General features: G+C 61.9%; 22 protein-coding genes and 2 pseudogenes. 10 read left to right on the forward strand and 14 right to left on the reverse strand.

What is annotated here, in order from left to right; translation table 11 throughout:
• Positions 1-30: 30 nt before the first annotated feature.
• From LLJ08_RS08995 to LLJ08_RS09015, 5 genes are all read right to left on the reverse strand, one after another.
• Positions 31-537: a S26 family signal peptidase gene (locus LLJ08_RS08995; RefSeq protein WP_181092244.1), complete on the reverse strand. Its 507-nt coding sequence runs from the start codon at positions 535-537 to the stop codon at positions 31-33.
• Positions 534-776, reverse strand: coding sequence for a ribbon-helix-helix protein (locus LLJ08_RS09000; RefSeq protein ID WP_038665601.1), 243 nt, complete (start codon positions 774-776; stop codon positions 534-536). Before LLJ08_RS09000 ends, LLJ08_RS08995 begins: the two co-directional genes overlap by 4 nt.
• Positions 773-1,411, reverse strand: a complete 639-nt coding sequence (parA, locus tag LLJ08_RS09005) for a ParA family partition ATPase (RefSeq protein WP_048328954.1) — start codon at positions 1,409-1,411, stop codon at positions 773-775. The genes LLJ08_RS09000 and parA overlap by 4 nt, the downstream gene beginning before the upstream one ends.
• Before the next feature lie 244 nt (positions 1,412-1,655).
• On the reverse strand, positions 1,656-2,480 hold the full coding sequence (locus LLJ08_RS09010; protein WP_228208739.1) for a replication initiator protein A: 825 nt from the start codon (positions 2,478-2,480) through the stop codon (positions 1,656-1,658).
• Between the two features lie 14 nt (positions 2,481-2,494).
• Complete coding sequence (locus LLJ08_RS09015; protein WP_336512837.1) at positions 2,495-2,833, reverse strand: helix-turn-helix transcriptional regulator; 339 nt, start codon at positions 2,831-2,833, stop codon at positions 2,495-2,497.
• 451 nt (positions 2,834-3,284) lie between these two features.
• Here LLJ08_RS09015 and LLJ08_RS09020 point away from each other — a divergent pair, with 451 nt between their 5' ends.
• Complete coding sequence (locus LLJ08_RS09020) at positions 3,285-3,635, forward strand: histone-like nucleoid-structuring protein, MvaT/MvaU family (RefSeq protein WP_181092248.1); 351 nt, start codon at positions 3,285-3,287, stop codon at positions 3,633-3,635.
• A gap of 13 nt (positions 3,636-3,648) precedes the next feature.
• Here the strand turns inward: LLJ08_RS09020 and LLJ08_RS09025 are convergent, their stop codons facing one another.
• The 4 genes and pseudogenes from LLJ08_RS09025 to LLJ08_RS09040 form a co-directional block, all read right to left on the reverse strand.
• Positions 3,649-4,326 (reverse strand): DUF47 family protein, encoded by a 678-nt coding sequence (locus LLJ08_RS09025; protein WP_051605058.1) that lies wholly within the window; start codon positions 4,324-4,326, stop codon positions 3,649-3,651.
• Between the two features lie 140 nt (positions 4,327-4,466).
• Complete coding sequence (locus LLJ08_RS09030; protein WP_228208740.1) at positions 4,467-4,979, reverse strand: antirestriction protein ArdA; 513 nt, start codon at positions 4,977-4,979, stop codon at positions 4,467-4,469.
• A 279-nt stretch (positions 4,980-5,258) separates the two neighbouring features.
• Positions 5,259-5,393, reverse strand: a pseudogene (locus tag LLJ08_RS09035) (type II toxin-antitoxin system HipA family toxin); the annotation flags it as partial.
• Positions 5,393-5,644, reverse strand: a complete 252-nt coding sequence (locus LLJ08_RS09040) for a helix-turn-helix transcriptional regulator (protein WP_038665611.1) — start codon at positions 5,642-5,644, stop codon at positions 5,393-5,395. The pseudogene LLJ08_RS09035 and the gene LLJ08_RS09040, both read right to left, overlap by 1 nt.
• Positions 5,645-6,017: 373 nt before the next feature.
• Between LLJ08_RS09040 and LLJ08_RS09045 the strand changes: the two genes are divergently transcribed.
• Both LLJ08_RS09045 and LLJ08_RS09050 read left to right on the forward strand, forming a co-directional pair.
• A complete protein-coding gene (locus tag LLJ08_RS09045) occupies positions 6,018-6,266 on the forward strand; it encodes a carbon storage regulator (protein WP_228208741.1) in 249 nt (82 codons plus the stop codon).
• Positions 6,267-6,749, forward strand: coding sequence for a hypothetical protein (locus tag LLJ08_RS09050; RefSeq protein WP_228208742.1), 483 nt, complete (start codon positions 6,267-6,269; stop codon positions 6,747-6,749). It abuts the gene before it with no gap.
• An 88-nt stretch (positions 6,750-6,837) separates the two neighbouring features.
• On the opposite strand, the gene LLJ08_RS09055 is transcribed toward LLJ08_RS09050, so the two are convergent.
• Positions 6,838-7,521 (reverse strand): SOS response-associated peptidase family protein, encoded by a 684-nt coding sequence (locus LLJ08_RS09055; protein WP_228208743.1) that lies wholly within the window; start codon positions 7,519-7,521, stop codon positions 6,838-6,840.
• Between the two features lie 85 nt (positions 7,522-7,606).
• On the opposite strand from LLJ08_RS09055, the gene LLJ08_RS09060 reads away from it, so the two are divergent.
• Positions 7,607-10,696: an error-prone DNA polymerase gene (locus tag LLJ08_RS09060; protein ID WP_228208744.1), complete on the forward strand. Its 3,090-nt coding sequence runs from the start codon at positions 7,607-7,609 to the stop codon at positions 10,694-10,696.
• A gap of 470 nt (positions 10,697-11,166) precedes the next feature.
• On the opposite strand, the gene LLJ08_RS09065 is transcribed toward LLJ08_RS09060, so the two are convergent.
• Positions 11,167-11,859, reverse strand: coding sequence for an endonuclease (locus LLJ08_RS09065; protein ID WP_181092292.1), 693 nt, complete (start codon positions 11,857-11,859; stop codon positions 11,167-11,169).
• Positions 11,860-11,997: 138 nt separating this feature from the next.
• Positions 11,998-14,229, reverse strand: a complete 2,232-nt coding sequence (locus LLJ08_RS09070; protein WP_228208745.1) for a hybrid sensor histidine kinase/response regulator — start codon at positions 14,227-14,229, stop codon at positions 11,998-12,000.
• Between the two features lie 230 nt (positions 14,230-14,459).
• Between LLJ08_RS09070 and LLJ08_RS09075 the strand changes: the two genes are divergently transcribed.
• Both LLJ08_RS09075 and LLJ08_RS09080 read left to right on the forward strand, forming a co-directional pair.
• Positions 14,460-15,260, forward strand: coding sequence for an NYN domain-containing protein (locus tag LLJ08_RS09075; protein WP_228208746.1), 801 nt, complete (start codon positions 14,460-14,462; stop codon positions 15,258-15,260).
• Between the two features lie 63 nt (positions 15,261-15,323).
• Positions 15,324-15,665 carry a DUF6968 family protein gene (locus LLJ08_RS09080; protein WP_101152454.1) on the forward strand — a complete coding sequence of 114 codons (342 nt, stop codon included), beginning with the start codon at positions 15,324-15,326 and terminating at the stop codon, positions 15,663-15,665.
• A gap of 131 nt (positions 15,666-15,796) precedes the next feature.
• On the opposite strand, the gene LLJ08_RS09085 is transcribed toward LLJ08_RS09080, so the two are convergent.
• Together LLJ08_RS09085 and LLJ08_RS09090 are read right to left on the reverse strand one after the other, a co-directional pair.
• Positions 15,797-16,129: a type II toxin-antitoxin system HicB family antitoxin gene (locus LLJ08_RS09085; RefSeq protein WP_045159467.1), complete on the reverse strand. Its 333-nt coding sequence runs from the start codon at positions 16,127-16,129 to the stop codon at positions 15,797-15,799.
• Positions 16,126-16,224, reverse strand: a pseudogene (locus LLJ08_RS09090) (type II toxin-antitoxin system HicA family toxin); the annotation flags it as partial. The gene LLJ08_RS09085 and the pseudogene LLJ08_RS09090, both read right to left, overlap by 4 nt.
• Positions 16,225-16,412: 188 nt before the next feature.
• On the opposite strand from LLJ08_RS09090, the gene LLJ08_RS09095 reads away from it, so the two are divergent.
• The 4 genes from LLJ08_RS09095 (at position 16,413) to LLJ08_RS09110 (ending at position 20,355) form a co-directional block, all read left to right on the forward strand.
• Positions 16,413-16,553 carry a hypothetical protein gene (locus LLJ08_RS09095; protein ID WP_156113666.1) on the forward strand — a complete coding sequence of 47 codons (141 nt, stop codon included), beginning with the start codon at positions 16,413-16,415 and terminating at the stop codon, positions 16,551-16,553.
• A gap of 147 nt (positions 16,554-16,700) precedes the next feature.
• Positions 16,701-18,020 carry an asparagine synthase-related protein gene (locus LLJ08_RS09100; protein ID WP_228208747.1) on the forward strand — a complete coding sequence of 440 codons (1,320 nt, stop codon included), beginning with the start codon at positions 16,701-16,703 and terminating at the stop codon, positions 18,018-18,020.
• Positions 18,002-18,679, forward strand: a complete 678-nt coding sequence (locus tag LLJ08_RS09105; RefSeq protein ID WP_228208748.1) for a lasso peptide biosynthesis B2 protein — start codon at positions 18,002-18,004, stop codon at positions 18,677-18,679. Before LLJ08_RS09100 ends, LLJ08_RS09105 begins: the two co-directional genes overlap by 19 nt.
• Entirely contained in the window at positions 18,676-20,355 is a 1,680-nt protein-coding gene (locus LLJ08_RS09110; RefSeq protein WP_228208749.1) for an ATP-binding cassette domain-containing protein, read from the forward strand. The genes LLJ08_RS09105 and LLJ08_RS09110 overlap by 4 nt, the downstream gene beginning before the upstream one ends.
• Positions 20,356-20,457: the final 102 nt, after the last annotated feature.

The following is a 20,457-nucleotide window of genomic DNA, read 5'->3' on the forward strand; positions in this document are numbered from 1 at the left end:
TTTCATGCCTCTCAGCTCCGCCATTCGCCACTAATCGGCAAACAAACGATGTGCCGTGCCCAGCACGGTATGCGTGCTGACGGGACCGAAATAGCGGCTGTCGAACGAGTCGTCATGGCGCGGGGAAAGCAGCAGGAGTTCGTCATCCACCAGAGGGCGGCATCCTCGCCACTGCGGCATGGGGCGGCCGCGGCGGTCGTATGCACGCGCCTCTACTGCCGTAGCGCCGTCCACCAGTAGACGCGAGCCGATCGCACAGGCGCGCTGTGGCGGCGCTGCGAAAACCGGCTTGAGCATCGGTATCTCAATCGGAAGGTATCCACGGCGAGATGCAAGCTGGGCCGCGTCGCTTGGCAGGCGTACCAGGACCAGGTCCCCGACCCTTGGCAGCGCGTCCGGGTCGATGCGGTACCAGCCGGGTGGCACGCTGTCCGAAGCGTTGTAGACGACCCTCACCGGTAGCTCGAACAGGCCCGACGACGCCACCCATGCAGTGCCCACGATCGCCAGCAGGAGGACTGCCTTGCGGTGCCTCATGCCTCGCGCTCCGGAAAACGCGCCTCGAGCAACTCGCGCAGCATCTGGGCCACCGTAATGCCTTCCTGAAACGCGGCCACCTTGATTCGAGCTCGCAGGTCGGGGGTGATGTCGAGCGTAAGGCGCGCCGTGTAAATGCTGCCCTTTGCAGGGAGCTGTACCGACGCTTGACGGATCCATGCTCGGGCCTGGGCATCGGCCATGGGCCGCGCGCCTATGTCGACGCGCTTCGCGCTCATGGCGCCCACCCGAGCAGTTCGTCGACCAGCGAGCTGATCTCACGGGCCGCTGCGCCGTCGGGGATGAGTTCGTGCACCAGGCGGCCGGCTGCCGCACTGTCGGCGAACACAATGCGCTGGCGCACTTCGGCGCGAAGCGCCGGTAGCGGCTGGTCGGCCAGTGCCTCCCTGGCCTCGCGCCCGATCACCGTGGTGCTGACACGCCTGTTGATTGCGAACGCCGCGCGCAGCGCGGGACGAAAGACCTGTGCCTCGCGGATCAGGTCGACCATCTCGGCGCTGGCCCAGAAGTCGAAGGGGCTGGGCTGGACCGGTACCAGTACCCGGTCGGCTGCCATCAACGTCGATCGGGCCAGGGCAGCGATGCGCGGTGGGCCGTCGATGATCAGGTGGTCGGCACGTCTGGCCAGCTCAGGCGCCTCCTGATGGAGTGTCTCGCGTGGCAGGCCCACCGCTCCGAACAGCCTCGCCAGGCCCTGCTGGGCACGCCGTTGCACCCAGTCCAGCGCAGAGCCTTGCGGGTCGGCATCCAGCAGGATCACGGTCTTGCCGCGTCGTGCCAGCTCGCCGGCGATATGGGTGGCCAGGGTGGTCTTGCCGACCCCGCCCTTCTGGTTGAGCAGGGCGAGGATCATGACCCGGCCTCCAGGTGTGCGTGCCAACCGGCGCGGATGATCCGGGTAGCCTCGATCCCACAACAACAAGTTAGAGATTCTGTGTTAGTTAAGTTAAGGCACGCCGCAGGCCGCGCGTTTGCTGGTTTGCATCCAATTCGGTGCGCCTGATAGCACGATAGGCCTGCGCCTGATGGCACGAGTGTATTTGCGCCTGATAGCACGACGGGTTTCACAGCTTGTCCCCGGCTTATCCCCGTGCCGCCTACGGCACGGGCCTGAACGCCAGCAGCTCGGTGGAAGGGTCCATCCGCACGATGTCCAGCTGGTAGCCGGGCAGGGACTGGCGGGCGACCAGTGCACGAAGATCGAGGGCAAAGTCCGAGTAGCGGGCAGCACTGCCAGACTTTCGGTGCAGGTGCCTGAAGTCGAATTGCCAACCCTCCGGCTGGTGCCCGCCGTGCTTGCGCACGAGGCGATAGAGCCAGCGCTCGATCCCGCCGGTCAGCCGGAAATACGCCCGGTCGATGGTCAAGACGAGGGCGCGATCCAGCACGCCGGCATAGAACCAGTCCGGTAGGATCAACTCGATACCCAGGGGCTTGCCATCGGCATTGGCCAGCTCCTTCCACTCGTTGATCCATGAAAAGCGATGCAGCCGGCGTCCGGAGGTCTCGCGTATCGACGTCGCAACGCTCGTGGTCTGTAGCCGATCCAGGGCAGCCTTCAGCCGCAGATAGTCGCGCCGGGAGGTGCCACGCCCGATGAAGCGCAGGATCTCGTAGGGCGTCGCCCTGATCAGGCGGGACGTCGCAATCCCCGCATCGCGCGCCTCGACAATCTGGCTGGCGGCCCATATCAGGATGTCCGCATCCCATATCGTCGCGATGCCATGCTCGTGCGTGCCCTCGACACGTACCGTCACGCTCCCGGAGCGGAAGTCGATCGGCAGCGTGCGACGCGATTTGCCGAGCGAGAAGAAGGGGTGCGCCATCAGGTCCTGGGCATCGCGCGGGGCCATGTCGCCGGGCAGGGCACGAAACGGGGCTAGCGTCCGTTCCAGGGCAGGCGGCTCGGAACGTGCGCTCATCGGTATCGAGCGTCTCAACGTTCATGGCGCGCACCTCCGCAGTGATGCTGCAGGTACTCGGGGTCGAAGGTGGTGTCGAAGCTGCGCGCGTCGGCCCATGCCTGCAGATCGGTCAGGGCATACATGACGCGCCGGCCAAACTTGCGAAAGCGCGGCCCGCCCCCTATTACGCGCTGCTTTTCCAGGGTGCGCGGTGAAAGCCGAAGGAAGACCGCGGCCTCGGCATTGTTGAGGTAGGTCGGGTGTTCGTGCGCCGAAGCGCCGTGCGATCTGGGCGCTACCGGTTGGCCAGGCAGGGTTTGCCGGTCATGGTCGGTAGAAGAGGGCGCAGCGTGGTGAGGTTGGAGGGACATGGGCAGGTCTCCTGTAAATGGAGGCCTACCCTGTGCCGATCAGCCCGTGCCGATCATGCCGGACTGGGTCTCGGACCAGACGGCAACGCGGCACAAAACCAATTGCAGCGTGCCTGGTCCGATTGCTGCGTCACAACGCCAACCGGGCAGACATGGTGATCGACGTTGCCCGCATGTCCTGCAAGCGGGTGCGACGCATGCACTTTTAACAGAAGCGAAATTGCGCATTTCAGTAGAACTGCAATTACTGAAATGCGTATACACACAAAGCCGCAAATGTGCGTTCGCGTACTGTGCTGCTAATAGTAAATACGCCTTTACGTTTTCGTCTTAATACGGGGCGGAAGTTGATTTACCGTGGCGTCTTCTGGTTATCCACTAGTGGCCGTGTTAGTTTGCCCGCGGTATATCGCCAGGCCAATTATGTTTTATGGCTTTGAAGAGGAAAATGATGAGCAAGATCGCCGAGTACAAACGCCTTGAAGCCCAACTTGCCGAGCAACTCGCGGCGCTGGACAAGCTCAAGACCGATGGCCAACTGAAACGGGAAATGGAGTTTGAAGACAAGCTCAAGGCCCTGATCAACGAGTACGGTTTCAATGCCCGCACCGTCCTCGATATCCTCGACCCGGCGTCGGCCGGGGATGTAGCGCCCGCCGGCCGCCGTCGCGCCCGTGAAATTAAGAGGTATACCAACCCGCACACCGGTGAGGTGGTCGAAACCAAGGGTGGAAACCACAGGGTCCTCAGCGCCTGGAAAAAACAGTACGGCGCCGAGGCGGTGAAGTCCTGGGTCGCCTGAACGAAAGTTTCCGCTAGTTTGCCAACAGTTGCTCCAGGCGCAGACCAACTTGCTTGGCCTGCGCTGCCATGTCGGCGATATACTCGATCAGCTTATCGAGTGTTATCAGTTCAGCGGCCGGCAATTGGTCCTTCATTCCAAGCAACTTGATGGTTGCCTCGTCCCGACGCTGTCGCGACGAGTACTCGATGTTGATTAGCTCATTGATCATCGCCTGCACCAGGACGGCCTCGTGGCCGCGGAAACGACTTTCGAGCAACTCGTCGAGCTTTTCCACGACAGCCATGACGTGCGCGACCGTATCGACCGCCCGCAGCAGATGGATCCTGATTTCATCCTGCATCGCCGGATGAAAGCGCATCCTGCCCAACGCGACGAGACGGGCGAATTCACTGGCGCCGTGGGCCAGGCTGTTCTGCGCCCGCAGCAGATCGAGCACATCGCTGCGCGGGATTGGCATGAAAAGCGTGCTCGGCAAGTGCAGGCAGACATCCCGCGACACCCGCTCGCTTTCCTGGCTGAGTTCCCGGACCTGCTGCTCGATCAGCTGTACGCGCTGCCAGTCCTCGTCGAGGGCGCTGCGCAGCAGGGGAAGCAGCAACTGGACCGCACCATGCACTTGCTCAAATTGGCAGCGCAACTGCTTGAACGGGGAGCGGGCTACCAGACCGCACAGGGCTTTCTCGGGCATGTCGCTGGCCTCGGTGATTGGCGATGGCGATGTATTGAAGGCCGTGGCGCATTGCAATTGGATGACACCGCCACCGGTGTGCGAGGCGGCGGCGCTCAGGGGACAGGTTGCGGACCTCGTAAGCGTCCACAGGTGACCCGCTAGTTGGCGTGGAAAACGTGCACCTGCTCGAAGCCCGTTTCGATGGTGAACACGTCGCCGCCGTATTCCATGTCGCGCGCTATGGCCTGGTAGTCGATATACGGCGCGAGGTGCTCAGGGATATCGGTTGTTTGCTCGGTCACGTCCTGGGCGTAGTCAGCGAGGGAGGTATAGCAGCCGCAGTAGTTTTCTTCGATGGCAACGCGTGCTGGTTCCACCTCGCCAAAGTAGGCCAGCAGAGCCCCGCCTAGCCCAGGATGCTCCGCGATCAGGCAGGCAATCTCGTGTATGGCTTGGAGCGACGCGTATTCGCCCGGGCGGTAGCCGTCGAAACCCTCATGGTCGTGAATCGCGTATTCCTCGGCGCCAGGGACGGGGGATGCTCGGAGCATCGACTCGATCTGCTTCTGAATCTCATGCAGGGGTTGGGTCGCCTCAACCCACACGCCGTGTAGATGCCCGGCATTGTAGGCAGCGAGATCGGCTAGGTAGATCCGGATGGGCTTGCTCATGCTTGCGCTCCTTGTCTGGAAGGTTCTGCGCGTTTCGCCGCGCATGAACCCCTGCCGACTAGGGCGACTAAGGCCGTCGTGAAAAAATCAGGAAAAATCGCGGAGGCTCCGCCCAGCGCAGCGGCCGGGTGGAAACCGTCTATTTTTCTTGATTTTGAGGGGGCAAGAACCCCTGCCTTTCGCGTTTGAACTGTGCCCTCAACGCTCTCGCGTACGCCTTCACAGTTGCAGTCACCCTTTGAGCGTCAACCGCCTTGCTCGGTCGCCGATGGGCTACTGCCGCACGGGCATGAGCAAACTGATCGCCGCCTGCGCCCGGGCGCTTTCGTGATAGCGAAATAGATAGTCGCCACCACTGCTAAGGATCCTCCCGCTGCCGCCTTCTGGCGTCGACACTTGAAGCACGGCTGTCATCAATCAAACACTCCCTGGATCTCATCGAGTGTGGGCATCGCGGCCGGCGTTACCGCGAACTCGCAATCCAACGCGCCCAGTACTCGCGCATAAGCCGCGATGCCTACCGACAAGTCGCCTCTCTCGACGGCGATAACCTTCTGGCGGGTGATGCCCGCCAAGGAGGCAAGCTTCGCCTGGGTCAGGCCGAGGTTCAGTCGACGCTGCCTGACCTGCTGGCCAAGGCGAGCTGTAATGAAGGCATGGTCCATGTCTTGTTTGCGTAACATAAAAGAGAGATGTAACGTATACGGAACAATTCAAAAGAGCAACTCATAACTCCTGCATGAACGTTGCGCGACGGCGTAGACCGACCGCAGGAGGCGCTCGGAGCCGCTGGGACCCTAGAGACAACACCTGCTTTTTGTGGCCCACGGGCTACAAAAATGGACAGGGCGGCGCACTTTGTGTCCCGCGGGCTACGCGTCAGCAGCCTTCAAGAAATTGCACGACACCCTGCTTTTCGTCCTCGACCACGGGTAAGGCGGACTGTGAACGGCTGCCTAAACCTGGGAACTCGATTCAGATTCCGTCGCGCGATGCGCTACTGTCGAACTCGACGGACGACCCAAGCAAGGAGCGCATATGGGCAGGTTGGTATTGAGCAGGCGAGCCGGTGAACAGATAAGGCTGACGTTGAAGCCCGGGGCCTCGATCGACGACTTTCTGGATGAGCTGGAGCAGGTCGGCATCTGGATTACGGTCGTCCAGACTGATGGAGGCCGGGCCCGCCTGGCCATCGAGGCGCCCGAGCAACTGCTGGTCCTGCGCGACGAGCTGATTCCAGGCCACGAGTCGTTCGTGAAACTCACGGCTGGATTCGAGCGTTCCTAGATGCCTGCCAAAACCATTGCTGCTGGGCTGGCGATCATGGTTTGCGGACTGCTGACCAATAACGCATGGTCGGATTCGTTGGCCTCGTTCGGCCTGCGCACAAAGGATAAGAATCCCTGCCGATTGACCGATGGCAGAGGCTTCGAGGCGCCGACCATCGTCCTGATGGCAGGCGCCTACGACAAGCTGTCCAAGGATAAGGTCGTCGTGCTTGAGGTTATCGACGCGGCCATCAACGCCGGTTGCGACATCGACGAGCCCGATGAACTGGGCCTTTCGCCCTTGAACGCTGCGATCCTCTACAACGAGCCCGCTCTGGTCGAGCGCTTCCTGCGGGCCGGCGCTGATCCCTACAGGAGGATCGTCAGTTCCAAGGCCAGCATCGATGGACTGGATGCGTTCGAGTTCCTTCATATGCTCATGACCAAGGTGCCCAGTCAGGACCGTACGGCACTTCGCGCGGTTCTCGATCGGTACCAGTAGCGCGCCGCGCTGCGGGCCTGCAGAACGCTGACCGCAGCCACAAAGCCTGATGGATCGCCCTGCCTGGCTGACCGGCTTAGAACGTCGGCTAGACAATCGGCTCGATCAGATGGGGACCCTCGTTTCGCGGGTTGCCCACGTCTCGCCCCACCGGATGCCAGACGAAGGCATCGACAGCAATCGCATGAGCCTGAAGCAGCTCATTGGCCTCGCCGGCGCCGATATCCGACAGCCAGGAACGCGCCTGCAGCGCATCGAGCACGACGGGGCGTCGGTCGTGAATGTCGAGCATTCCTCCCTGCGAATCGGCTGTGATGATCCGGAAGCCGTCGTCTGCGCGGGGCTCGCTTCCTGCATCAGAGAACTGACCTATCGCAGGGATGAACAGCGGTTCGCTGTCGGATCGGCGAATGTAATAGGCCTGCTTGGTTGTCTGGCCCTCGACTGGACACCACTCGTACCAGCCGTCGGCACAAAGCAACGCACGGTTCGGCCAGACCTGCCGGAAGTACGCGCTATGAGCGACCTTCTCCCGGGTCGCATTGATGTCGCTGCGAGCGGGGGCCTTCGCCCAGCTGGGCGACCAGCCCCACCGTTCAGGGTTCCATACCAGACCCGCGTCAACACGCCTGAGCAGGTCCACACGCGAGTGCGGCGCGACGTTGTAGCGGCCGATCAGCTCGGCGGGCGCTCGCCCGAACAGGGTTGCCTGGACCCCGAGCGATGCCAGGTACTTCTCGGCCGCACGATGCTGGGCCAGTCGTCCGCACATTGGTTCTTCCTCCTGTCGCTTCTCGATTGACGCGATTCGGCTCGCTCAAAATATACTGTATGTATATACAGTTTTTGGTTTCTCCATGGACAGCGTCGATCCCACTCCCGTCCGCTATGCGGAACTGCACTGCCTGAGCAACTTCTCGTTCCATCGCGGTGCATCCAGCGCGGCCGAGCTGTTCGAAAGGGCTCGCCAGCTAAATTACGAGGCGCTCGCCATCACCGATGAGTGCAGCCTCGCCGGCATCGTGCGGGCGTGGCAGGCGTCGAAGGCAACCGGCGTTCGCCTGATCGTCGGCACCGAGGTAAGGCTAGTCGAAGGCGCTCGGCTGGTGCTGCTGGCCCAGGATCTGGTCGGCTACCAGCGGATCTGCGCGCTTATCACCCAGGCACGACGGCGTGCCAGGAAGGGGAGCTACGTGCTTCACCGCTCCGACTTCGACAGCGGGACCGAGGGGATGCTTGCGCTCTGGGTCCCGAACCCGGACGAAGCGCAGGAGCACGGCAACTGGCTGAAGTCGGTCTTCGATTGCCGCTGCTGGATCGCGGTGGAGCTGCATCGTGAGTGCGACGATGAGCGCAAGCGGTCGGCACTCATGGCGTTGGGCGAGCAACTTGGGATGCCCCTCGTGGCCTCGGGCGACGTGCACATGCATGTGCGAGGACGTCGGGCGCTGCAGGACACCGTGACCGCAATCCGGCATCACTGCGCCGTCGCCGACGCCGGTGCCTACCTATTCCAGAACGGCGAGCGGCACCTGCGTACGCTGCAGGCGCTGGCCGATCTCTATACGTCAGGGCTGCTGCACGAGTCGGTCCGGATCGCAGCGCGTTGCACCTTCGACCTGGGCGAGCTGCGCTACGAGTACCCGCACGAGGTCGTACCCCCGGGACGATCGGCCTCCGAATGGCTGAGGCAGCTAACATTCGAAGGGGCCAACTGGCGCTGGCCGGACGGGATCCCGGGCAAGGCACTGGCGCAACTCGAGGCGGAACTCGGACTGATCAAGGACTTGCAGTACGAGAGCTACTTCCTGACCGTCCACGACATTGTCCGCTTCGCCCGAAGCAGGGCCATCCTGTGTCAGGGCAGGGGATCGGCTGCCAACTCGGCCGTGTGCTTTGCACTGGGCATCACCGAGCTGGACCCGACCCGAATGAGCATGCTGTTCGAGCGATTCATTTCCAAGGAGCGCAACGAGCCGCCGGATATCGACGTGGACTTCGAGCACGAGCGGCGTGAGGAAGTGATCCAGTACATCTTCGATCGCTACGGGCGCGAGCGGGCAGCCCTGACGGCAGTGGCCAGCACCTACCATTTCGCCGGCGCTATCCGAGACGTGGGCAAGGCCCTGGGCCTGCCACCCGAGCATGTCGACGCGCTGGCCAGGTGCTGTGGCAGCTGGAGTGACCACATGCCGTCGCCACAACGGCTTGCCGAAGCCGGATTCGATTCGCAAAACCCGACGCTGCACCGGGTGCTGGTCCTGACCTCGCAACTGGTCGGCTTTCCGCGACACCTGTCCCAGCATCCGGGTGGTTTCGTGATATCGGAGCACCCGCTGTCCACGCTCGTGCCGGTGGAAAACGCGGCCATGAAGGACAGGACGATCATCCAGTGGGACAAGGACGATATCGACGCGCTCGGGCTGATGAAGGTCGATGTCCTGGCATTGGGCATGCTGAGCGCGATCAGGCGCTGCCTGGACCTGCTGCGCACCAACGACAGGCGCGACCTGACGTTGGCCACCATCCCGGCCGAGGATCCGCAGACCTACGCCATGATCAGCCGTGCCGACACGCTTGGCGTATTCCAAATCGAGTCCAGGGCGCAGATGGCCATGTTGCCCAGGCTCAAGCCCAAGACCTTCTATGATCTGGTGATCGAGGTCGCCATCGTGCGGCCCGGGCCGATCGTTGGGCAGATGGTCCATCCCTACCTGCGCCGGCGCAACGGCGAGGAGGAGGTGAGCTACCCGAGCGATGAGCTGCGCGAGGTCTTCGAGCGCACGCTGGGAGTGCCGTTGTTCCAGGAGCAGGTCATGCGCCTGGCCATCGTTGCGGCCGGCTATACGGCCGGCGAGGCCGACCAGCTTCGGCGCTCGATGGCCGCCTGGAAGCGCCACGGTGGGCTTGAGCCCCACCAGCAGCGCCTGAAGCAGGGCATGCTCGAGCGCGGCTACGACGAGGCCTTTGCAGAACGCATCTTCGAACAGATCAAGGGTTTTGGCAGCTACGGTTTTCCCGAGTCCCATGCGGCGAGTTTTGCACTTCTGACCTACGCCAGCTGCTGGCTCAAATGCCACGAGCCGTCGGCCTACGCCTGTGCATTGATCAATAGCTGGCCCATGGGCTTCTATTCGCCCGACCAGGTGCTACAGGATGCGCGCCGGCATGGCATCGAGGTGCGGCCCGTGGACGTTACCCGCAGCGACTGGGACTGCACGCTGGAAGAACCTCAGCAAGAGACTCCGGCAATTCGCCTGGGGCTGCGGATGGTGCGCGGCCTCTCGGAGCAGGTGGGGCGCCGCATCGAGGCCGAGCGCAGCAGCGCCCCGTTTCGCCACGTGGGTGACCTGTGCCTTCGCGCCGGGCTCGATACCAAGGCGCGTGAGCTGCTGGCCGAAGCCAATGCCCTCAGTGCGCTGGCAGGGCATCGGCATCAGGCACGCTGGGACATCGCCGGTGTCCAGGCGCCGCTACCGCTGTTCGACTGTGCCGAAACGGATCGGCCGATCGCGCTGCCTGCACCCACGCTGGTCGAGGACATGCACGCCGACTATGCGCGCACTGGCACGACACTTGGCCCACACCCGCTGTCGCTGCTGCGCGCCACTCTGAAGTTGATGCGCGCTCGCAGCTCCAGGGACCTGGCCGAATCTGCCCATGGACAGTTCATTACTGTGATCGGCATCGTCACCGGCCGGCAGCGTCCGTCGACGGCGTCGGGCGTCACTTTCGTCACGCTGGAGGACGAGTACGGCATGGTCAACGTCGTGGTCTGGCGGGATCTGGCCGAGCGCTACCGGCCAGCGCTGATGCAGTCGCGGCTGCTGCAGGTCAAGGGCAAGCTCGAGGACCAGGCCGGCGTGAGGCACTTGATTGCCGGCCACCTTCAGGACCGAAGCGACCTACTTGATGGATTGGATGTGCCCAGTCGCGATTTTCATTGACCGCATCACTGTTCCGATAGAGAACCGCCGTTGCCTGATGGGGCGGTTGACTCATCAAGAGGCGGGAGTCAAGACACGGGGCCCGAGGAATAAGCATAAAAACGTCTTAAAAAACGATTGACACCAACAATTATGCACATCTGTGCGTGGAGGGAGCCGCCAAGGGGCAGCATATGCCGCAGGAAACTGATGCAATAGCGTAAGTAATTGATTTTAAAACGATATGGAACGTTGCGCAAAATCTCGCCGATCCGTTTCCAGTCCGCGCCAGGCGGGCGTTTCCAGCAAGAATCCAAGATATGTTCACAGAGTTATCCACAGCTTCTGTGGATAAGGAGCTAAATCCTAATGTCGACGCGGCTTTGCGACATTTACCTCGGCTAGCCAGTCAGCTTATTCCTGGATTGTTACCGTTCGCGGGGACTAAGGCGTTCGTCTTCGTGCCGGACTAATTTTTTTTCGAAGAAAACTCAGCGGCATCTGGCCAGATCCACGGACCCGACATAAGCGTTTCCATGGCCCATCACGCATGCGATTCGCTGGTTGCGCGCAAGCTCCCATGGCTGCGGTGGATAGGTCTTGCTCCAGGCGTTGAACAGCTGTCGATCCTGCTTGGACAGATGCAGCTTGTAACGATCGGCCATGTAGAAATAGGTGCGCGCAATCATGCCGCGTATCGGTTGGCGCGGCATTGCCTTGCGCGCCTTGAAGTCGACGACCATCGGGCAAGCGCCGTATTGAGTCGGCTTGTGCGGCAGCCAGGCAAAGCTGTAGTTGCTCCGGTCACCATTGATCTCGCCGATACTGGGCACCAGGTTGTGCAGGTCGGCCTCGGCCCGGCGATAGGTTGCGTCCTTTTTCGCACAGTTGGCGCGACCACCGTTCTGCCAGCACTGGCGCTGATGGCCAATCACCCATGCGGGCACGATATGCTCCCACTCGATACGTGCTGCACGTTGCGGGTTCTTGCGCGGCACGTACCCGCAGCTTGCCAGGTCCACCCGGTTCCCCGAATAGCGACAGCCGCAATAGAACTCAACGGAATGGGAGGCATACAGCTTCCACGCTGCCTTCTTGGCTTCGGCGAAGGTCCGTGGCGCGGCGGCCTGGGCACTTGAGACGAGGAAAACCAGCAGAAGGGGGACAAGCAAACGAGCCATCAGTGAATACGGCACCTATCCATGTGTCTGTACGAATATACAGTATGGAAAGGCGCTCCGGCCACATCCGCATTACGCCTTTAATGTCGAAGCCAAGTCTGGAGCGACTGCCGTTCGCCGTTGGGCAGCTGTCCGGCGCATTCACGTCGCTGCGGGAAGCCGGGGCCCATCCGAGGCGAAGACCTCCGCTAGGGTTTCAGCAAGGGCCTGGTGACTGAAAGGCTTTGCCAATACTCGATATCGGGACTCAGGTGAAAGCCGCGTCGTAAAACCGGTGGCGAGGAGGATGTGGATCTTCGGATAGAGGCGATGCACTTCGTCCGCCAGCCCAACCCCGTCAAGTCTTCCGGGCATGACGACGTCCGACAGCAGTACGTCAATCGCTGGCCGAGGCTCACCTGCCAATCGAGCCAGCGCTGCATCAGCCGAGGAGACTTCATCGACTTGGTAACCCAACTCCTCGAGCATTCCCACCATCGCTTCGCGCACTTCGGGGTCGTCATCGACCAAAAGAATGCGCGCCGGGTGGGTAGGAGGAAACGATGTGCCTTGATCCTGTTGCCCAGTGCTGGGCCCATGTTCTATGCGGGGCAATAGCAAGCACACGCGTGTGCCTTTGTCGATCTCGCTCGTGATCGTTACTGCCCCACCGGACTGGCGCGCGAAACCGTAGACCTGCGCCAGGCCCAGTCCAGTGCCTTCACCGATGGGTTTGGTGGTGAAAAAGGGCTCGAATACGCGCGCCTGTATCTCCTGACTCATGCCGCATCCCGAATCCTCGACGTCCACGCACAGGTAAGGCCCGGGCGCCAGGCCTAATGGATTGTCACGCGGCAGGGTGGGCTGATGCAGGCCGATGACCAGGCGGCCCCCTTCAGGCATTGCATCGCGCGCGTTGATGGCAAGATTGAGGATAGCCAGCTCGCATTGCACGGGGTCGATGACCGTCGGCCACGAGCCGTCGGGCAGGTTCATCTCCAACGTCACCCGATTGGGGAGGGCACCGGTCAGCAACTCGTGCATGCCGAGAATCGAGTTTCGTAGGTCAACCTGTTCTACGTCGGCGGTGCGGCTTCTGCTGAATGCCATCAACTGGCGTGTGAGACGAGTCGCCCGATCTACCGAACGCTGGCAACCCTCGATTGCACGCGCGGCCCTCGGATGGGATGTCAGCATCTCGGCCAGCTGCAAACCCATGGTCATGCTTTGCAGCAGATTATTGAACTCATGGGAGATCCCGGCTGTGAGGTTACCCAACGCTTCGAGCTTTTGTCCCTGCAACAATGCCTGGTGAGAGCGCTCCGCCTGTGCAACGGCGTCCTTTACCCGTTCAGCCATCTGCTGGCTGGAACGGTGAATCGTGACGCTGGCTTGGGCCATAACCTGTGCAGTTCGGTCGGTCTCGCCCATGCCCGTTATCGGCGGACTGAACACTTCACCTCGCGCCAGGGCAGTGGCAGCCTCATCGAGCTGCGCAAGTGGCCGGGTGATGGTGCGTCCGACTGCAATCGCCGCCATGACCGCAAGGAACAACACGACAAGAATGCCGATCACCATGGTCCCCGTTGGCGCAAGCACGCTGGCTAGCAATTCATCGCGAGGAATGGCAACCAGTGCCGTCCAGCCCGATGCCGGGGCATGGCTGAAGAACGTTGTCACCTGCACGCCATCGCGCGTTATCGATAACACCCTCCCGTCGTTACCTGGCGAGGCACGCAGCTGGTCGATGAAATCGGCGCTCGCCGGTTTACCGATATGCTTGTCCGGATCACGTGTGCGGGCGACTACCGTATTGCCTTGATCCAAAATCACACCGAGCCACTTCTTCGGCAAGGCTTGTTGCTCCAGAAGTGCGCCGATACCTGCAACCGGGAACTCCATGACAAGGAAATACACCGCCTCGCCGTCGCGAATAACCGGCCGGCGGATTGCAATGCTGTGAGTTCCGGTCTCCCGATCACTAAACGATGGACTCACCTCAACTTCCGTTGTGGTCGTGAACTTTGGATAACTAGGCAGGCTCGGTAAGGGTGTGCCAAACGGATAGTCGGTATCGGCCAACGCGACGCCGTTCGTATCGAAGATCGTTACGCTCGCGCCTACCGCATGCTTGGTTTGCTGAAGACGCTCGTGAAAGGTTCGTACGTTGCCTTTGATGATGGTCGGAGAGGCGGCGAGCGTCGTAACGATCGTTGCATACCGCGCCAGCTCGCGATCCACGGCGAGCGCGACGGCACGGGAAACCTCTTTCATCCCCTGGTCAACCTGCGCCGACTGCGCACGGTAGACCGAATAGGTGCCATACAACGCAAAAGCGAGTGCCGGGGCGATAACGGCGATGACTAGCCAAACTAGACGGGAGCGAATCGACACGGGCGAGCTACCTGTTGGGACACGGCGCGTGTTGCCGGGCGCGCCGAGCATAGCGCACGTCATGCAAAAGTACGCGGACCTAGACCATCGGCGAGGTTCGAAACCGTTAGCAGTGTTTTCCAATGGATACAGTCCAGATGCAGGGTCACCAGCCATTGCGTTAGCATCGGTTCGCTTATGACCGCCCCAAAAGGGGCGGTTTCAAGGAAGACAATAAGAGGAGAAAGGGGATGGCATGTTCTGCCACGGGTGAGGCACGCGTCGCGGTACTCGTTGATTGCGACAACGTAACGCCCGAGATCCTTGAGCATGCGCTGCGCGTGATCGCCCAGTTCGGGCGTGTCGTGTTGCGCCGGGGCTATGGCAACCATGGCACGCTTGCCAATCGGTGGCAGGAGGCGCTCGTGCGCCTTGCCTTCACACCGTGCCTGCAGTACCAGTACGCCGCAGGTAAGAACACCGCAGATATCGCGCTTGCCCTCGATGCGCTCGAGGCACTGTTTGATGCGCGTGCCGACACCTTCTGCCTGGTCACCAGCGACTCGGACTTTGCCTACCTGTGCCGCAAGCTGCGAGAGCGGGGCGCAACCGTCTGCATCGTGGGCGAGGCCAAGACCCCGGATGCACTGAGAAACGCCAGCGACGAGTTCTTCGAATGGACTCGACCGGCGCCAGAGCCGGAGCAGGCGGTCGAATCGCCGGAACGTGCGCCGAAGATCGCCTGTCCAGCGAAGACCGAATCCAAGGCCGAACCGCCCAGGCCGCCGGCCAAGCGGCGCCCGCGCTTCGTGGTCGATGCCGTCGCGCTGATGGTGGCGGGAACGAACGAAGGAAAGGTGACGCTCAGCGCCCTGGGCGGATATCTCAAGCGTGCCGATCCCGCGTTCTCGCCCAGCGCGTACGGGCACTCGGGATTGCTGAACATGGTCAAGACCTACGACCTTCTCAATGCCGTCCAGGAAACTGGCGGACACTGGAGCGTGAGTCTGGCCAAGGACGCCGGCATGGACGAATCGTCCGCGCTGCACTGAGCAATGCTTCTGCCGGGCGATCACAAGAACTCGGACTTCAGCCCGCCTACAAGGAGACCCGTCATGGCCATCTTCGTTGAGCGCAGATTCGAAATGGGCGATACGGACGTCGTTGCCCGTTTTTCCACTCCGACGAAGGCTACGGGTGGCGAATTCCAATGCCACTACGAACTGGACTGGCCGGATCATGAGGACCGAGGCTACGCCTCTGGCGAAGATGGCGTTCAGGCGCTCATGCTAGCGATGAAGAAGGTGCACTTCGCGCTCGTCAAGAGCGATGCTTACCGGAAGGGCCAACTGACCTTGTGGGGCCAGTTGGATCTCGACCTGCCGCCCACCTGGGGCACTGGGCCTTTGTATTTCGCGGCGAATCGCTCCGGCGAAACACCGGGCGATTATTCCTGATGGCGCTGGTTGGCGGGCGAGACCGCTCAGTCGCCGCGTCAGGCAGCGGGCCCCGGCCGGGGAGGATAATGTTCAGAGGAGGGGGCTCGGGCGGGACAAGCGTGGTACCGGCTCATGTGGTTGCGTAGCGCTCAGGCATGCGTCTCGCGGGTAAGGACGTCGACCACCCATTGGTTGATGCTCTTGTTCGCCAGTTCGGCCTTCACTGCAACCGATGCGTGCAGCATGGGCTCCAGTCGCAGGCTCAGCTTGCCGGAATAGGGTTTTTGAGGCGCCTTGTTGATCTTCTCGCAGGTGTCCAGGTAATCGTCCACCGCTTCCTTGAATGCCTGTCTCAGCGCTGCGACCGATTCCCCATGAAACCCCACGATGTCGCGGATTCCCGCAATGTGGCCGATAAACAGCCCGTCCTCATCGCTGTACTCGATCCGGGCGGCGTAGCCCTTGTAGGTCATCGGATTCATGGCTTGACTCCTGCCTGCTCGAGGAATGCCCTAGCGTCGCGCACCTGATAGGGCTTGGCTTCCTTTTCCGGGTGCGGCCGATGAAACGTCGCGACGTGCCTTGCACACTTGTGCGCTTGATCAAGCAGGGAGAGGCGACTGCACGGGTCGAAACCTGCCACGACATCTTGGAGCTGCAAGGCCGGGCGCGACACCTGGCATATTTGCCAGCTAGTTTTCCGAGCCTTACCCCTTAGGCTGATGGCGAGGCATCCCGCCTCGTCAACGTAAGAGGGGTATCGCCATGTTCAAGCTTCTTCAAAAGCGCAAATCCAATCGAAACGTGATGGATCGGGCCGTCGTCATCAAGAACGCCAAAGCGAAAATCAACGGCGTACCGGGCGGCGCGATCGTCGAGGGTAGCTATGGCGTCTGGTCCCGTTGATGGACCTCTGGGTGGCGGCGTCGTCGTCACCCAGATCTTGTCACCTCGATGACGCAGATTTTCAAGGCAGGGTACGGATCGGCTGCGGCCCCGACAGCGCAGGAGATCGTACCGGGACTCCAGATACGGCTTCTACGAGATGCGGCCGTGCTGACGAACACGGGCTCCGAAGTCTTCTACGTTCGAGCTGCATCAGCAAGTTTCAGCATCTGGACTTCCCTGAAGCACCTGTTGAAGTCGATACGACCGGCCCTCAACCCAGGCTACCTACGCCATCATTTGCACTTTGGTGAGACGGCAACCCATGCGACTGCCTGGCGCGACGTTTTCCAATTGGTCCCAAACGCGGCCCTATCGCTGAATGCCGGTGGGTGCTCATGGTCCTTTGAACCGTGGCGCCAGGCGCAGTGCGGCAACACATCCTTTGATCATCCCGCAGTGCTTCTGAAGCAGGCCATCCCAGATTCCGCTTCGACCGTCGTACTCGAACTATCCGGCGGCACCGATTCGACAGCTATCGCCCACGCGCTTTCTGGCCGACACGATGTGCTGGCAATTACCTGGGCCGATCCTCTCTTCCCGGGCTCCTGCGATGTCGAGCATGCCAAGCGCGTAGCCGGCAAGCTTGGTTTCGAACACCGGGTTGCAACCCTGTCCCCGGGGGGACTATTCGAGGTGCCAGCGCAGTTTGAGCCGGACAGGCCCAGCGTATCGCTGTTCATGATGGCGGAGCGGGATCGGCTCGTTCGGGATGCGATCGACGGGCGCACCGACGCTATCGTGGTCAACGGTCATGGCGGCGATCACATCTTCCTTGATCCGCCGAGCCCGGTCCCCATGCTGGACCTTTTGTTCCATGCCCGTTTTCGCGAAGCCCTGAGGTACTACCGGACCCTCGTCGAATTCCATGGCGGGGGTGTGCTTGCTCCGTTGCGATATCGCAGGGTCGGTCGCGGCATTGGCCGTAGTTCTTTGAGCCTCACGCCGGGAAAACGCTTACACCGACGACTGATCCAGCAGGCCTGCTACGAAAATGCGATCTGGAGCAGGCTAGGTCCGCAGTACAGGCTGGTTCACCCATTCACCTGTCCCGCGATGTTGAACTACGCGCTGTCGATCGCCCCGCACGAGCATGTAGGTCAGGGGCAATCCAGGCTGCCGTTCAGAACGGCGATGAATGACTACCACCAGACCGAGGACTTCAGCCGCATAAGCAAAGGTCACCTTACCGGCGCTTTTCAGCGGGCCATCCAGCTCAAGGAGGAAATATTGGCGGCGCTTTTGGAGCGGGGCATCGGTGCGAAGCACAAGATGTACCGCGTTGAGGATATGCAGCGGGCGTTGCGAGCGGCCGCGCTTGGCTCCACGGAGATCCATCCGCAGCTCATGAATGCGCTTTCGCTGGAGCTATTCATGCAGCATTGGTCTCGTCTTTCGGGGGTGGCTCGATGGCAGATCGATTCCTGAGGTTCGCGTCTTCGGTTTTTCATGTGTTGGCAGATGGCGAGCTGGTGCTGCTCGATGCCCGCTCGAACGAGTTCGTCCTGTTCGACCGCGACGCATCGCGTGAGCTCGTCGACGCCATCGAGGGGCGAGCCATGGGTCCGCTTGCCGAGCGCTTTATTGCCGAAGGCATCCTGGAGCACGCCGTGTCGATGCCAAGGCTCAATCGGAGCCACGCGCCTGGACTCGATGACTTCACCTGGAGCGAGTCGATCCGCTACAAGGCCCGCCATCATGCGAGCTGTCCGTCTGCCCAGGAGGTGCTAGTTGCCGGTCTTTCCCTTGCAAAGGTGTGCTTTCTGCTCAAGTGCGTGTCGCTTCACCGTCTGCTTGAGAGAGGCCAGGCCAACCTCTTCAGCGAGGGCCCGGCAACGAAGACACTCAACCGGGAAATCTGCGCCCTGATCCGTGCCGCTCGTTGGCTCCCATGCAAAGTCGCCTGCCTTGAATTCTCTCTCGCCTTGCGCGAACGTCTCGCCCGCCATGGCGTCAATGCTACCGTCGAGATCGGTGTGCAGAAGTACAGTTTCATGGCACATGCCTGGCTGGAGGTAAACGGCCAGCCCCTAGGTGAGCCTGACCATGTCGCCCGATCTCTCCACCGCCTGCGGGGTGCCGAATGACGCAAGCGCTGCAGCAGTATCGCCGAGCACTAACCCTTGCCCGTTCCTACTACCCGAAGGCCTTTACCTACTTCGCGATCGCCTCTGCGATCCTGCTGGCATTGGCGCTACTGAACGCCGCCGTTCCGGTCCTGCTTCGCGAGGCAACCAACCGACTCGCCGCAGGCGATGCCATGAGCATTATCCTGGTCACGGCGGCAGCCTATGCACTGTGCTGGACCGGCGCGCAGGTGCTGGAGTGGACCAAGAACATACTCTCCGCCGCGGTGCTGGTGCGCTGCGATGCGGCCTTCTACCGCGCGTTCTTCGATCACCTGCTCAAGGTGCCACAGGCCGAGCTGCGCAAGCTCGACCAGGGCGTGCTGGTCGCCGATGCACAGCGTTCAAAGGGTGCCTTCAGTGCGCTGACCAGCACGCTGTTCTGGATCGTGCTGCCGACACTGGTTGAGCTGCTGTTCGTATTCGCGGTGCTCGCCACATTGATCAGCGTCGCCTTCGCGGCGTTCTTCATCATGGCCATCGTCGGGCTGGTTGGGCTTTCGGTGCTGCTGTCACGCAAGGCCAAGGGCATCCACCAGCGCATAATGGAATCGAACAATCAGGTGATGTCGCATTTCACCGAGCGGATGCGCCTGGTCGAGGAGATCAAGCTCAACAATGCCCAGCCCCTCGAGAGGCAGCGCTTCGGCTCCAAGGCGGGCGGCTTCATCGACAGCGTGACCGTGGGCAACCTGCGCATCGGCCTGCTCATGCTGCTGCAGGTCACCCTCGTCGGTGCGTTGCTCCTGGCCTCGACGCTATACATCGTCAGCGAAGTCGCGAAGGGCACCTACACCGTCGGTGACTTCGTCATGATCAACGGCTACGTCATGCAGCTGACGATGCGCCTGGCCCTGCTGGCCAGCGTACTGATCGAGCTACGTAACCACCTGGTCCTGCTGGACAGGGGCTTTCATTACCTGGACCTGGAAACCGAGCCTCGGGGCCACACGATCCCCAACACCGACGCGGAGGTCCTATTCGAGCTCGAGGGCGTGACCTACCGGGCGGAGGGTCGGACGATCCTCGACAGCGTCGACCTGCAGATCCACCAGGGCCATACCTACGCAATCACTGGCCCCTCGGGTGCCGGCAAGACGACGCTGTTGCGCCTGCTGGTGGGGCTGATCCAGCCGGAGGCGGGCACGGTCAGGGCGTTCGGCATGGACACGATCACCCTGGACCGAACCGCATTGCTGGACGCCGTGTCGGTCGTTACCCAGCATCCTCTGCTCATCGCCGGCAGCGTGGCCGACAATGTCCGCTACGGTGCAAAGGGAAACTTGAGCGACGACCAGCTCAACAGCCTACTCGGCCAGCTCGGACTCGACGCCCATGCCAGCGACACCCCGACCACGGACAGGCACGTGGGGTTCGATGCCGCTGCCGTGTCGGGCGGCGAGAAGCAGCGCATCGCGATCGCCCGGGCGTTGGCGCGGGGAACGCCGACGATCCTCCTGGACGAGCCCACCTCGGCCCTGGATGTCGAGAGCGAGGAGCGCACCATCGATGTGCTCAAGGCCAACGCCCGGACACTGGTGATGATCACCCATCGCCCATCTGTGATTGCCAAGGCCGACTACGTCATTCACCTCCGCGGCGACGGGACGGTGCGCATGAGTGCCCGTCCAAACTAGCCAAAAGCCCCGCAGCCGCAAACGCTACGGCAGTCGCAAGTTTCGGGTGCTGGGCTTGGACGTCGATAAGCACAAAGGCCGCCCTGAGTAGGGCGGCCTGGC

This window comes from Stutzerimonas chloritidismutans, from assembly GCF_020783375.1.
Lineage (GTDB): Bacteria > Pseudomonadota > Gammaproteobacteria > Pseudomonadales > Pseudomonadaceae > Stutzerimonas > Stutzerimonas kunmingensis.